This is a genomic window from Roseateles oligotrophus, assembly GCF_025717515.1.
Taxonomy (GTDB): Bacteria; Pseudomonadota; Gammaproteobacteria; order Burkholderiales; family Burkholderiaceae_C; genus Paucibacter_A; species Paucibacter_A oligotrophus.
In genome coordinates this window covers 256,932-270,470 of sequence record NZ_JAJIRN010000003.1, presented here as the reverse complement: position 1 = coordinate 270,470, position 13,539 = coordinate 256,932, and the positions used below count along the sequence as shown (strand labels likewise).

At 61.7% G+C, this 13,539-nt stretch carries 12 protein-coding genes; 8 read left to right on the top strand and 4 right to left on the bottom strand.

The window, feature by feature from the left end:
* Window positions 1–19: 19 nt before the first annotated feature.
* Complete coding sequence (locus tag LNV07_RS07290) at window positions 20–1,786, bottom strand: sensor domain-containing diguanylate cyclase (protein WP_263570520.1); 1,767 nt, start codon at window positions 1,784–1,786, stop codon at window positions 20–22.
* A gap of 157 nt (window positions 1,787–1,943) precedes the next feature.
* Complete coding sequence (locus LNV07_RS07280) at window positions 1,944–5,555, bottom strand: L-glutamate gamma-semialdehyde dehydrogenase (RefSeq protein WP_397545532.1); 3,612 nt, start codon at window positions 5,553–5,555, stop codon at window positions 1,944–1,946.
* A 104-nt stretch (window positions 5,556–5,659) separates the two neighbouring features.
* On the opposite strand from LNV07_RS07280, the gene LNV07_RS07275 reads away from it, so the two are divergent.
* The 3 genes from LNV07_RS07275 to LNV07_RS07265 all read left to right on the top strand — a co-directional run bounded on the left by LNV07_RS07275 (window position 5,660) and on the right by LNV07_RS07265 (window position 6,843).
* Window positions 5,660–6,130: an Lrp/AsnC ligand binding domain-containing protein gene (locus LNV07_RS07275; protein WP_263570519.1), complete on the top strand. Its 471-nt coding sequence runs from the start codon at window positions 5,660–5,662 to the stop codon at window positions 6,128–6,130.
* Window positions 6,131–6,288: 158 nt separating this feature from the next.
* Window positions 6,289–6,552 carry a hypothetical protein gene (locus LNV07_RS07270; RefSeq protein ID WP_263570518.1) on the top strand — a complete coding sequence of 88 codons (264 nt, stop codon included), beginning with the start codon at window positions 6,289–6,291 and terminating at the stop codon, window positions 6,550–6,552.
* 51 nt (window positions 6,553–6,603) lie between these two features.
* Complete coding sequence (locus LNV07_RS07265; RefSeq protein WP_263570517.1) at window positions 6,604–6,843, top strand: hypothetical protein; 240 nt, start codon at window positions 6,604–6,606, stop codon at window positions 6,841–6,843.
* 341 nt (window positions 6,844–7,184) lie between these two features.
* On the opposite strand, the gene LNV07_RS07260 is transcribed toward LNV07_RS07265, so the two are convergent.
* Together LNV07_RS07260 and ppk2 are read right to left on the bottom strand one after the other, a co-directional pair.
* A complete protein-coding gene (locus tag LNV07_RS07260; RefSeq protein WP_263570516.1) occupies window positions 7,185–7,940 on the bottom strand; it encodes a phosphatase PAP2 family protein in 756 nt (251 codons plus the stop codon).
* Window positions 7,941–7,992: 52 nt separating this feature from the next.
* Window positions 7,993–8,877 carry a polyphosphate kinase 2 gene (gene ppk2, locus LNV07_RS07255; RefSeq protein ID WP_397545538.1) on the bottom strand — a complete coding sequence of 295 codons (885 nt, stop codon included), beginning with the start codon at window positions 8,875–8,877 and terminating at the stop codon, window positions 7,993–7,995.
* Window positions 8,878–9,453: 576 nt separating this feature from the next.
* Here ppk2 and LNV07_RS07250 point away from each other — a divergent pair.
* The 5 genes from LNV07_RS07250 (at window position 9,454) to LNV07_RS07230 (ending at window position 13,537) form a co-directional block, all read left to right on the top strand.
* Complete coding sequence (locus tag LNV07_RS07250) at window positions 9,454–10,668, top strand: HlyD family secretion protein (protein WP_263570514.1); 1,215 nt, start codon at window positions 9,454–9,456, stop codon at window positions 10,666–10,668.
* 189 nt (window positions 10,669–10,857) lie between these two features.
* Window positions 10,858–11,028: a hypothetical protein gene (locus LNV07_RS07245; protein WP_263570513.1), complete on the top strand. Its 171-nt coding sequence runs from the start codon at window positions 10,858–10,860 to the stop codon at window positions 11,026–11,028.
* 16 nt (window positions 11,029–11,044) lie between these two features.
* The gene (locus LNV07_RS07240; protein WP_263570512.1) at window positions 11,045–11,710 is read left to right on the top strand and encodes a CPBP family intramembrane glutamic endopeptidase; all 666 of its coding nucleotides are present in this window, start codon (window positions 11,045–11,047) and stop codon (window positions 11,708–11,710) included.
* The gene (locus LNV07_RS07235) at window positions 11,707–13,038 is read left to right on the top strand and encodes a peptidase domain-containing ABC transporter (RefSeq protein WP_263570511.1); all 1,332 of its coding nucleotides are present in this window, start codon (window positions 11,707–11,709) and stop codon (window positions 13,036–13,038) included. Before LNV07_RS07240 ends, LNV07_RS07235 begins: the two co-directional genes overlap by 4 nt.
* Window positions 12,971–13,537: an ATP-binding cassette domain-containing protein gene (locus tag LNV07_RS07230; protein ID WP_263570510.1), complete on the top strand. Its 567-nt coding sequence runs from the start codon at window positions 12,971–12,973 to the stop codon at window positions 13,535–13,537. The genes LNV07_RS07235 and LNV07_RS07230 overlap by 68 nt, the downstream gene beginning before the upstream one ends.
* The last annotated feature ends 2 nt before the right edge of the window (window positions 13,538–13,539 follow it).

Below are 13,539 nucleotides of genomic sequence, written 5' to 3'. Positions count from 1 at the left end.
CCCTGCCGCTTGACTTAGATCAGGCCAAGCCAACTCCGTTGCGGCCATTCCTTTTGATGCTGTACATCGCTTGGTCGGAGCGCATTAGAGCCACTTCCGGACTGCCGTCAGCGCTCGCTATCGCGCTGATGCCGATGCTGACCGTCACCGGAATGATGGCCTGCCGATACTGCGCCGGGTTTTGCTCGATGCGCAGGCGCAGCCGTTCGGCCAGCGCCTGCGCGTCTTCGCAACTGGTGTCGGGCAGCAGCAGAGCAAATTCCTCACCGCCGATACGCCCAACCACATCGAGCGGGCGTGTGCCCAGGCGCATCAGCAAGGTCACATGGCGCAAGACGGCATCGCCGGCGGCATGACCGAAGCCGTCATTGATTTGCTTGAAGTGGTCCAGATCCAAGGTCACGACACAGCTACTCAACTCGGGCCGGCGCTGAATGCGACCGTATTCCGCCTGCAATCGCTCCATGAAATGACGCCGATTGGCGGCGCCGGTCAGGTAGTCGGTACTGGCTTGGCGATGCAATTCCTGGCGCGTACGCACCAACTCGGTGATGTCCTCAAAACTTGTGTAGACCTCGGCCAGGTCGCCGCACTTGAACAAGGGCGTGGCGTTGACCTGTAGCCAGACCAAACTGCCATCCTGCAGGCACAAACCCATCACCACTTGCCTGACGGACCGAGCGGTGCGCAGCGTTTCCATCACCGGATGCTGCTCAATCGGGAATTCACTGCCGTCCTCGTGAATGGCATGCCATGTGGAGTCGAAGGAACTCTTGCCGAGCAACTGCTCAAGACTAAGCCCCAGCAACTCACAGGCGGCCGGATTGGCGGCCGTGATGCGGCCCGCCAAGTCGTGATACAGCACACCTTGCGGCATCGTTTCGAAGAACAAGCGAAACGCCTCCGTGCTCGTCTTGAGTGCTCTTTCTGCCTGAATGCGGTCAGAAACATCGGTCAGCACACCGGTCAACAGCCACTCTCCCGGCCCCGCCGGCTTGGGCGTTGCTTTGGCATGCAAGAATTTCGGAACGCCACCCGGCGCACAAACTTGCACCTCATGCTCCCAGGTCTGACCGGCCGCGACCGCCTTGCGCAGCGAGGCCTCGCAGGCCACGCGCGCCGACTGCGACACGCAACGCAGCAAGGCGCGGCCGTCGCCACAGGCCTGCTCCGGCGTCAGGCCGAACAAGCCCTCGATACCCGGGCTGAAATAGACGAATTGAAGCTCGCCGGTCGCGCGAACCAGGAGCCGAAACAAGGCTCCCGGCATGGATGCCGCCAAGTCCAGCAGTTCGGCCTCATGCGTTCGCAAGGCAGCTTCCACCAGCTTGAGCTCCGTCACGCTGTCATGAGCCACCACGACCAGGGGCGGATTGACCCCGCCCACCCTTGAGACCCGAACCGAGAACCAGCGCACCTGCTGCGGCGAAGGACAGGAATACTCCAGCTGGAATTCATTCAGACTGCCCGCCAGCACCAGGCGCAATTGCGCAAGAAATGACTGCAGAGCGGGCTCTGGCGGCGCCGTATTCTGCAAGGCCCGCTCACACACCGATAGATAGTTGCTTCCTTCGCTGCAGCGCTCTGCGCACCCTTCATTGGCCTCGGCAAAGCGGCGCCAAGCCTGGTTCACCTTGATGATGATGCCGCGCTCGTCGAGCACGCAAACATGGGCGGCCAAAGCATCCAAGACCGACAGCTCGAAATGCGCCGAGCGCTCCCGTCCACGCGCGGAGCACAAGGCCTTGGCGGCCGGCATCTTCAAGCGCTGGTCTGGATTCGACATCGCCCCCCCTTGGATTTGCTCCTGACTCCGCAAGCAAGGTGAGGAATTTAACTCGGGAGGCCTAGGCTTGTCTGCAATAACTGACAATTTCACACAAACGGCGCCCAGAAAAAAAGGGGCGCCAAGCGCCCCTTTCCGTTAGGCAAGACCAGGCATCTCAATGCATGCCGGCCAGCAAGGCCGCGTTGCCGCCGGCGGCTGCCGTATTGATGGTCAGCGTTTGTTCGGCGCTGAAACGGTATTGCTGGCGCACATCAAACAACTCCTGCGCCGTGATCAGTTGTCGAATGGCCCCATCATCGGCGGCCATCTGACGCAGCAAGTTCCGCTCGGTGGTGGCGTTAGCGCTGAGCAGACAGACGCCGGCCACGCGCTCGTCATCCAACAGTGCCGTCAGGCTCTGCGCGGCTCCCGGCAGCAAGACCAAGACCTCCGCCGGCAGGCCGGCGGCGCGCAATCGTCCTTGCAGCGTTTCAGCCTGCGCCGCACTCGTTGAGTCCACCAGCAAGGCCACCGCATTGCCTGCTACCAAGGCCGCAGTCAGCGCCAATGCCAAGGCGTCTGGCGAGGCGCCGCTGGCTTGCAGGGCCAGCACACCACGACCATGCTGGCGCAACTCATTGCTCTCACCGGTTGGGCCGGGCAGCAATTTGTCGGCGAGCAAGCGCTCCGCTTGAAGCAAACGGCTGTTGACGGCGTTCGCCTGCGGCTGTCCCTCGAAGGCGCGGCGCAAGAGCGCGACCCGCTCGCTCAAGGGCTTGTCGCTCCAAACCTCATAGCCCGCCGCCAGCGCGGCCACCGCCGAAGCCACCGGCACGGCCGGCACGGCAGCGGCTGCGCTGGATGCCGCCTCGACGATGTGATTCACGGCCGGCACGGCGCAGAAACGATACAGATAGTTCGGGCCACCCGCCTTCGGGCCGGTGCCGGACATGCCTTCGCCACCGAAGGGCTGTACACCGACCACCGCGCCGATGATGTTGCGGTTGACATAGACGTTACCGATGCGGGCCTTGTGGGCTAGGCGCAGCGCGCGGCTGTCGATGCGGGTCTGTATGCCCAGCGTCAGGCCATAGCCCAGCGCATTGATCTGCTCGATCACCGCGTCCGGCTCGCCGCCCCAGCGCACCACATGCAGCACCGGGCCGAAAATTTCCTGGCGCAAGGCGCTGATATTGCTCAGCTCGAAAGCGACCGGGCGAATCAGGCGCGGCATGCCGTCATGCACCGGCGCCTCGGCGATCAGCTTGGCCTCGCGCTTCAGGCGCTCGATGTTCTTGGCGACGTTCTCGAACGCCTCGTCATCAATGACCGGGCCGACATCGGTGGCCAGCTCGGCCGGCTGGCCGACCCACAGCTCCTGCAGCGCGCCGCTGAGCATTTCGATCACGCCGTCGGCAATGCTCTCGTGCACGCACAGCAGACGCAGCGCCGAGCAGCGCTGGCCTGCCGAACGGAAGGCCGACTGCACCACCGCGTCGATGACCTGCTCGGGCAAGGCGGTCGAGTCGACCAGCATCGCATTGAGGCCGCCGGTTTCGGCGATCAGAGGCACGATCTGACCCTCTTTGGCTGCCAGCGTGCGGTTGATGATCTGCGCCACTTGAGTCGAGCCGGTGAAGCAGACGCCGGCGGTTTGCTCGGCCGCCACCAGGCCGGCGCCGACCGTCTCACCGGCGCCGTGCAACAGTTGCAGCGCGTCATGCGGGACGCCGGCGGCATACAGCAGCTCGACAAATTTCAGCGCCACAAACGGCGTCTGCTCGGCCGGCTTGGCCGCCACCGTGTTGCCGGCGACCAGCGCCGCCACCACCTGGCCGGCAAAAATCGCCAGCGGGAAGTTCCAGGGGCTGATGCAGACGAACACGCCACGGCCTTGCATGGCCGGGCCGTCGCTCTCGGCCTGGTCGGCGTAGTAACGCAAGAAGTCAACGGCCTCGCGAACCTCGGCCACGCAGTCGCCTTGGGTTTTGAAGGCCTCCTTGACCAGCAGCGCGCAAAACTCGGCCAGGCGGGCGTCCAGCGCATCGGCAGCGCGGCGCATCACGGCGGCGCGCTCTTGCACGGGCACGGCGTTCCAGCCCGCGAAACCGGCCTGCAAGCCGGCCATCGTCGAGGCCAGATAGGCGGGGCTGGCCTCGGCGACGGGCAAGACCTGGCACTGCTCAAGCGCCAGCTGCAGCGGCCGGCGCTGCGCGATATCGGTCAGGTCGGCGCCGGTCGAGTTGACGCGGCCATGGCCGAGGCGGTCAAAGTAGAGCGCCCCGGGCAGCGGCAATGCACCCGCCGTCTGCAGCTCTTGCAAGGGCGAACCGAGCAGCTCGGGCACTTGCACATTGACGTCGGCCAGCTGATGGACAAAGGAAGAATTGGCGCCGTTCTCCAGCAGGCGGCGCACCAGATAGGCCAACAGGTCGCGGTGCTCGCCGACCGGCGCGTAGACGCGGCAGGGGATCGTGCCGTCGCGCAAGACCTCGCGGTAGACGCCTTCGCCCATGCCATGCAGGCGCTGCATCTCGAACTTGGCATTCGCCTTGCGGGCCATCAGCACGATGGCGGCGATGGTGCCGGCGTTGTGGCTGGCGAACTGCGGATAGATCACATCGGCATGGGCTATCAGCGCCTGCGCGCAGGCGAGGTAAGACACATCGGTGTGCTGCTTGTGCGTGAACACCGGGTAGGCGGCCAGGCCCTGCTCCTGGGCGCGCTTGATTTCGCCGTCCCAATAAGCACCCTTGACCAGCCGCACCATGAAGCGCAGGCCATGCTTGTGGGCAATTGCGGCGACTTCGTGAATCACCTGCAGCGCACGCGTCTGATAGGCCTGCACGGCCAGACCGAAGCCCTGCCATTGCGGATAGGTGCTGGCGATGCGGGCGGCCAGCGTGTCCAGCACGTCGAGTGACAGCTCTAGGCGGTCGACCTCTTCGGCATCGATGGTCAGGTTGATATTGGCCTGCGCGGCCAAGGTGATCAGCTCCCAGACCCGCGGCAGCAACTCGGCAAACACGCGCTCGCGCTGCAGCACTTCATAACGCGAGAACAAGGCGCTGAGCTTGATCGAAATGCCGTCGGCCTGCTGCGGGTTGTCGGCGCGGGCGCCGCTGGCGATGGCCTTGATGGCGCCGATATAGGCGGCGTGATAGCGGCGTGCATCGGCCTCGGTGCGGGCGCCCTCGCCCAGCATGTCATAGGAAAAACTGAGTTGCGGCTGGGCCTTGCGGGCGCCGGCGGCCTCGTTCATCGCCTCCTTGATATTGCGCCCCAGCACGAATTGGCGCCCCAGCAATTGGATCGCCCGCACCGTCGCGCTGACGACGGTCTGCGCACCCAAGCGGGTCATCAGGCCGCCCGAACCCTCGGCGTCCGGCAGGAACTTCTTCGACAGCGAAATCGCCGAGGCCGACAGCGCCGCGAACATCTTGTGCGGGCCTTCCGAGCTGCCGTCGAACTGGCCGCGGCCGAGTTGGTCGGCAGTCAGCGCGATCGCGGTCGGCGCATCCGGCACGCGCAGCAAGGCCTCGGCCAAGCGCATCAGGGCCAAGCCCTCGGAGCTGCTGATCGGGTACTCGCGCAGCAGCGACTCCATCGCCCAGAACGGCGCCGGGTTAGCGCGCACCTGCTGCACCCAGGGGCCGGCCAAGGTCAGCACCGTCGACCAATCAAGCCCGTCGCCGATGGTTTGCGCCAAGGCATTGACGACCGCGATCTCCTCGCGATAGGGGTCGGGCAGGCGGGCGGCTTCGGGTGGCAGAGTGAATGTGGACATGAGAGCGACCTTGACGGCTTGTTTCTAGTGAAGAACCGAACTATATGAATGAATCAGGTGTTTTAAATTCAAATCATTAGCGCTTCGATAGTGGAAAATGCGGCATGAACCCGGAAACCCCTCTCGACAAGATCGACGCCCGTATTCTCAGGGTGCTGCAAAGCGATGGCCGCATCTCCAACCTGAAATTGGCCGAGGCCGTGCACCTGTCGCCAACCGCCGTGTTGGAGCGCGTCAAACGCCTGACCCGTGACAACTACATCCTCGGCTACGAGGCCAGGCTGAACCCGGAAAAGCTCGGCGCCGCGATGTTGGTCTTCATCGAGATCTTGCTAGACCGCACGGTACAAGACGTGATGGATAACTTCAAGGCCGCCGTGCAGGCGCGCCCCGAAATATTGGAATGCCATTTGGTGGCGGGCGGTTTTGACTATCTCTTGAAAACGCGGGTGTCGGACATGGGCGCCTACCGCGAGTTCATAGGCAGCGTGATCTGGACCCTGCCCGGAGTGCGCGAGACCCGCACCTATGCGGTGATGGAGGAAGTCAAGAACACCACGGCGCTGCCGTTTTAGACGCTCCCTTGCCAAGCGATGGACTGAGGAGCAGGTACGCGCCTGCTGAAGGGGGGGGGCGAAGCGCGGTGGAACGGCCGGTTGATTTGCAGTCGATAGAACTGTTTATTTATACAGTACTATTGCCATCTCAACGCAGCCCAATGGAGTCATGCCCCATGATCCTGAACCTCACCGATCCCGCCAGCATCGTTAATTGGTGGAAGGTCCTGCCCGAGCGGCATGGGCCGCAACTGCAAGCCTTTGCACGGCTTCGGCCCCAGTTTGCTCAGCCGATCAGAGTGGCGGTGCGCCGTATCAAGGCCGACCCGGAACTCCGGCATCTGTTTGAGCGCGGCATCGCCGCCGAGTCCGCCCACGCCGACGAAGTCGCGCCTCGGCATTACAAGGATGACCCCGCCGACGCGCTGTTGGCGGCCTGATTTCACGCGCTTGACTCACAAGGAGAGCAAGATCCGCAGAAGGGACCGGCAATGAAACATATTGAATTTTGGTACTGGCAACTGCATGACCCGGTGAGCGGCGCGCCCGCCCGCTCGACCTGCCGCCTCACCGAGGCCGATGCCCTCAGGCGCGACCCACATGCTTCGCGCGTGCCTGAGAGCTGCGAAGTGCGCGTGCTGCTCCGTCACCCGGACGACTATTTGCCCAGCTTCGCGCTTCGCAGCTTGAGCTCAAGCAGAGGCGCCGGTCACAACTCGACCGCGAGCTAGGCGCTCCGGCAGCCGCCGAACACCCCCAGGAAAACCCTTGGCTCCTTTGGGGGAGGGGGATCAAAGCGCCAACAAGGTTTGTTTGCAAAACCCGCCATCAGCAGGATAGGAATTGGGGCCGGCAGCGCCGAATATTGCTGCACTGCGCAAACAGCTCAGCCCTCACCCCAGTCCCGATACGGAGTCCAAAATGCAAGCTCAGGCCGTTTCTCTCGTCGCTCGCGCAGCAGTCGCCTCAAGCCAGTCAGGCCCAACAAGTCTGGAGTTTGTGAGCCCCGAAACGGTGCGCGGCGGCTGCGGCTACTTCGACTCCAGCTTCGAACTCAACCAGGGTTTGACGGTCACCGAGGAGCTTGACCCGGTCCTGTTGCAGCTCTGGACTCGGGTGTTGAACGGCGCATTGACCTTGCACTGAAGGGCGCCATTTGCTGTCGATGCAGATCGGCACGAACAAAGGGCTGAGAGCGGCCGGACAGCTGCAAAGAGAGTTGAATGACCCAATCATGGCTGCGCGATTTGGGCGCTCCAAACGGCATCAACAGCAAGGCGGCCAGCAGGCCGACCGGCAAGTAAATCGGCGGCGCCTTGGCCGACTGGGCCCGCGGCAGCAGCTCCAAGCTGAACAGGCTGGCCAGCCCGCCAAGCACAAAACCGGCCAGCGACTCCGCAGGTGAGTGTGCGCCCACCTTGAGTCTGGAGTACGCAATCAAAGCGGCCAGACCAAAACCAAAGATCACCCCAAGGCGACGCAGCGGTGGCGATTGCCCCATCAATGCGTAGCCAGCCAGAAGCGGCAGCACCGCCGCCGACACCATGGCGTGACCGGAAATGCCGGTGAAATCCCAGGCGGCAATACCCCAACCCCAAGCGAAAAATGCCAGCTTGCTCGCGGCGGTCAGGCCGATGGCCGCGCCAAAGCTCAACATCCAGCGCCTTGCCAATTGCGCCTGCGCGGGCATGTGATTGACGACAGACTGGCGCCACAAGCAAAGCGAGCACAGCAGCGCCAAGGGCAACAGAATCTGAATCTCACCGAGGCGGGTGAGCAACTGCCAAAAAGGCGTGGCGGTGACTAAAGGGGCACTGATCGACAACATACCGCCATGCTAGCGCTTCAAGATGACGCCAGGCATGGCATGGCCAACCCCGTCAATAGATCTCCGGCACCACCATCTCCGGCGGCACCGGTTGGCGGGCGTAGTCGTCACGCCGCTCGCGCGGCGGCAAGGTGACGGGCGCATGCTCGACCTCGTGATACGGCATCTGCGCCAGCAAATGCGCCATGCAATTGAGCCGCGCCTTCTTCTTGTCGACCGCCTGCACCACCCACCAAGGCGCTTCCTCGATATGGGTGCGCTCCATCATGGTCTCTTTGACCTTGGTGTAGTCCTCCCAGCGGCGGCGCGACTCCAGATCCATCGGGCTCAGCTTCCACTGCTTGAGCGGGTCATGGATGCGCCCCAAAAAGCGCGTGTGCTGCTCCTCATCGGTGATCGAGAACCAGTATTTGATGACCTGGATGCCGGCGCGCACCAGCATCTTTTCGAACTCGGGCACCGAGCGGAAGAATTCCTCGTACTCCTCGTCCGAGCAAAAGCCCATCACCCGCTCGACGCCGGCGCGGTTGTACCAGCTGCGGTCAAACAAGACGATCTCGCCGCCGGCCGGCAGATGCGAGATATAGCGTTGGAAATACCACTGCGTGCGCTCGCGGTCGTTCGGCGCTGGCAGCGCCGCCACGCGGCAGACGCGCGGATTCAGGCGCTGGGTGATGCGCTTGATGACGCCGCCCTTGCCGGCCGCGTCACGACCTTCAAAAATGATCACCGCCTTGTGTTTGGTCGCCACCACCCAGTCCTGCAGCTTGACCAACTCGCCCTGCAGGCGGAACAGCTCCTTGAAATAGGCGCGGCGCTGAGCCCGCTGCTCGGCGCTGAAGACGCCACCACCTTCGTCAAAAGCGCGGTCATCGATCTCCATCTCCAGCTCTTCGTCGTAGCTGTCGATCAGATCGGCCTGCATGCGCTGCATCATCTCGGCATGTTCTTCGGCGGCCGAGACTTCTTGCTGGGGTGTTTTGCTAGTCATCTCGCCAGCCTGCCAGGGCTGCATGACAGTACGATGAATCAAGCCAACTTCAGCCGCTTCACCACCACCAGCTTCGGGTCTGCCGGCGACATTGCACAAAGGCGGTGGCGTCCTTGCCTTCCCAATGAATAGCATGCAATGCCAGCGCGAAGTCACCGAGATGCCCGCGCGTTCACACGGGTTCGCGGCGACAGAGTCGTTGGATTTCCGGAACATTGGGCCAGTCTCCAAGTTCTTGCGGCGTGAAATGATGGGCATCGGCGCCGCTGGCCCTTCCAACAAATGCCGGCTTACACAGCTTTGCATCACGCTTTCAAAAGGGTTTACGTGCATAGCCACAGCTTACAAGACAAGATATGCGCGCGTCGCACCGAGACTTCCACTTCCCTTCGAATTCCCACCCCCGCACCCGAGGGGTCCCCCCCCAAGTTTGGAACACTTGTGGCCAGTCGTACCGAGACATGCCGGAGAGCAGGGACGGACGACGAAGCAAACGGTAGTTCCGCAGGGAGGAAAAATCAAATGAGCAACGCTAGCCCGCTATTCCGGGCAGAGGTTTTGCAAGCCAAGCAGGTGCAATGGCTGGGCAATATACGTATCGGCCGCCCGGCAAGCTTCGCGTGGGTCACTGGCACCGCGTTGCTGCTTGCGGCAGCGTTGATCGCCTTTGCCTGGCTGGGCGAGGTGACCGGCAAGGCTAAGTTGCCTGGCCTGTTGGTGCCCAGCGGCGGACTGCTGCAAATAGCTGCACCGCAGGCCGGCCAAGTCGCCGAAGTGTTGGTGCAAGAGGGCGAAGTCGTACGCCCGGGTCAAGCCTTGATGCGCTTGCACAGCGAGCGCATCACAGGTTCCGGCGAAGCCTCGGCGCTGAACGCTCAGGCAATCGCCCAACGTCGTGCCGGCCTCGATACCGAACGCCTCTTGACTCAGCAGCAAGCCCGGCAACGCCAGGATGCACTGAACGATCGACTGCGCAGCCTGCAGGCCGAGGAGCGCCAGGCGCAAGGCGAACTCGACACCAGCCGCTTACGCGCCCAGCTTGCCGTCAAGAGCCAGGAGCGCTTTGCCGAATTGGCGCGCAGCGGCTTTGTGTCTGCCAGCCAGGTGCAGCAGAAGCAAGAAGAGCTGTTGGATCTGCAATTGCGCGAACGCAATGCCGAGCGCTCGCTTCAGGCCCTGCTGCGCGACACCCAGGCGCTGCGCGCCGAGTTGACCAGCACTCTCACCAGTGCGCAAACCACCTTGGCGCAGATTGACCGCTCACTGGCCGCCCTGAGCCAGGAGTCCATCGAGAACGAGGCCCGTCTTGGCCTGACGATCACCGCGCCGCAAGCAGCAACCGTCAGCGCGCTGACGCTACATCCGGGCCAAGCCGTCCAAACGGGCCAGACGTTAATCAGCCTGGTGTCGCAGCAACGTGAAGCCGCAGCGGAGAGCGCGCCGGGCAGCCTGGAGGCTCAGTTGTTCGCCCCCAGTCGCACGACCGGCTTTGTGCGACCGGGGCAGACTGTTTGGCTGCGCTACGCCGCTTATCCCTATCAGAAGTTCGGCATGGCCGAAGGCAAGGTCACGGCAGTCAGTCAGACGCCGATCGCTGCGCAAGATCTACCCCTGGGCCAGGCTCAGGCACTGCTAAGCGCCGCCCAGTCCAACGAACCGCTGTATCGGATCACCGTACAACTAGGCCGGCAGGCGGTCACGGTCTATGGCAAATCCCAGCCGCTGAAAGCGGGCTGACGCTTGACGCCGATGTGCTGCAGGACCGCCGGGCGGTATGGGAATGGATGCTGGCGCCGGTGCTTGCGGCATCTGGTTTGCTAAAAGTTTGAGTGCGAAGACTTCATCCAACCCAAAAGGGTGAAGGTCGACACAAGAAGTGGTGAACGGCCATGTTCACCGTTTGTTTGAAATCTACAGGGAAACTATATGAAGACGCTTACTCAAAATGAAATCAGTGTCGTTGCTGGCGGCGATAGCTGGGCTGGCACACCCGCAGGACGCGCGCCGGTTCCAACACCGGAGCCAGGATTAGGCAATCTGCCCTGGGTAGGTATCGCAGGAACTATTATCATTAAAATCATCATGTCAAAATTTTAATCAATAATTGATAGATATGCGCCATTTTTGCACTCAAGGCTTGCAATATTTCAATCGATATATTGCCTTGGTCGTCGCTGCACTGCTGCTCTATATGGCAATGCGACTGCTGCTGCCCCTCTTGCCAAATGGCCATTTAACCGAATTTCTTTTGTGCACTAATTCCCGCCTAACTGAATGGGACCAAAAAGTACCAGCAACAATCTTGGGGTTGCTGATTGCCGTCCTTGTTTCCCCAATAATTGAAGAATATATTTTCAGGAAGTGCTTGCTGACCGCCTTAGTGAGAAAAATGCACTGGGCCTACGCTGCATTTATCTCATCGATGCTATTCACGGCCGGACATAGTCAATATATTATCAACTACTTTGATCCGGGAAATTTACTCGCAGTCTGGATAGCCGGGATGGTTTATGCCATTATCTACCTGAAGCGAAATTCGCTGCTTGATTCCTTTTTGTCGCACGCTTCATTAAATATATTTATATTGATTCCAAAAGAAGAAATATTCGGCATTCATTGCGCAAGCATTAAACCCCTTATGGCTTTCGCGTTTGCTATGGTTCTTCTGGCTGGTTTAGCTATTTTGTTGTGGAAAATTCCAAAGTATCCATCCTTAATACCCAGCCGAAAGCTAGCCGCCCATATAAGTAAAAAGAGCGCAGCGCAGCAAAAACCATGACCGCAATCCTCCAATCCGAATCCAGTGAATGCGGCCTCGCCTGCCTGGCAATGGTCAGCAGCGCGTACGGTCTGCAGCAGGATTTGGTCACTTTGCGCCGGCGTTTTTCGGTCAGCCTGAAAGGCGCCACCCTGCAGCAATTGATGGCTCATGCCGGCGCCATGGGGTTTTCTTCCCGCCCACTGAAGCTGGATCTGGACGAACTCAAGGAGCTGCAAACCCCTTGCATCCTGCACTGGGATATGAATCACTTCGTGGTGCTAAAGCGGGTGAATCGCAGCGGAGCTTTGATCCTTGACCCCGCCGTGGGCGAGAGACGCCTGCCTTTCTCCGAGATTTCCCGCCACTTCACCGGCGTGGCCTTGGAGCTGACGCCCAACACCGAGTTCAAGAGCCAAGCTCCGGCACCGCGCGTCTCGCTGCGGGCACTGACCGGCAAGGTGCTAGGCCTGAAGCGCTCGCTCTTGCAGATCTTCGCGGTGGCTGTGGTGCTGGAACTGTTTGCCATCGTCGCACCCTTGTTCAATCAGCTGGTCGTGGACGATGTGCTCAGCTCCGGCGACCGCGATCTACTGGCGGTGCTCGTGATCGGTTTCGGCCTGTTGCTGCTCGTGCAAACAGCTCTGGCCCTGGCACGCTCCTGGATGGTGATCTTGCTGGGTCAGACCTTGAGTCTGCAATGGATGGGCAATGTGTTCGCCCACCTCGTGCGCCTGCCCGTCGAGTTCTTTGAAAAGCGCCATCTGGGCGACATCAGTTCGCGCTTCGGGGCCGTCGGCGCGATCCAGAAGACCCTCGCCACGGCCGCCGTCGAAGCCTTGCTCGATGGTCTGATGGCCGTGGCTGCTCTGCTCATGATGCTGATCTACGCGCCGACTCTGGCTGCTGTGGTCATCGCAGCGGTCGCCGCCTACGGGCTGCTGCGTTGGGCCGCCTACCAGCCGTTTCGTGACGCGGCCGCCGAACGCTTGGTGGTGGCTGCCAGGGAAAGCACTCATTTCCTGGAGACCCTGCACGCCATCACACCACTCAAACTGTTCGGCCGCGAGGAGGAACGCCGCGCGCGTTGGCAAAACCTGATCGTCGAGGTGCAGAACCGCGATGTGCGCACGGCCAAGATGAGCATGGGCCTCAACACCGCCCATGGTTTGATCTTCGGCGTGGAGAACCTGTTGGTGCTTTGGTTGGGAGCAAAGCTGATCATCAGCAGCCAGTTTGCCGGCGCCGGGTTGGCGGGGGGCATGACCGTAGGCATGCTGTTTGCCTCCATCAGCTACAAGACTCAATTCAGCAGCCGATATTGCGCTGGAGCCACCCGAACGCGATGAGCAACCCGACAGCAATCTGGCGCACCTGCTTCCCAGCATCGAACTACGCAATGTGAGTTTTCGCTATGCCGAGGGCGAGCCATGGATTCTGCGCAACGCGAACTTTCTCATTGAGGCCGGCGAAAGCGTGGCCGTGACCGGGCCCTCGGGCGCCGGAAAGTCGACGCTGTTGAAAATCGCACTCGGCCTGCTCAAACCCTGTGAGGGTGAAGTGTTGTTCGGCGCGATGCCGGTGCGCCAACTCGGCCTGGCCAACTTCCGCCGCCAGATCGGCACGGTGATGCAGGAGGACACGCTTTTGACCGGCTCATTGGCTGAAAATATCGCATTTTTCGATGTTCAGCCCGATCAGGCTCGCTTGGAATCCTGCGCCAAGCTGGCGCAATTGCATGACGACATCGTGCGCATGCCCATGGGCTATCAAACCTTGGTCGGTGACTTGGGTTCAGGGCTCTCCGGCGGGCAGAAGCAACGGCTGCTGCTTGCACGCGCCTTGTAAAA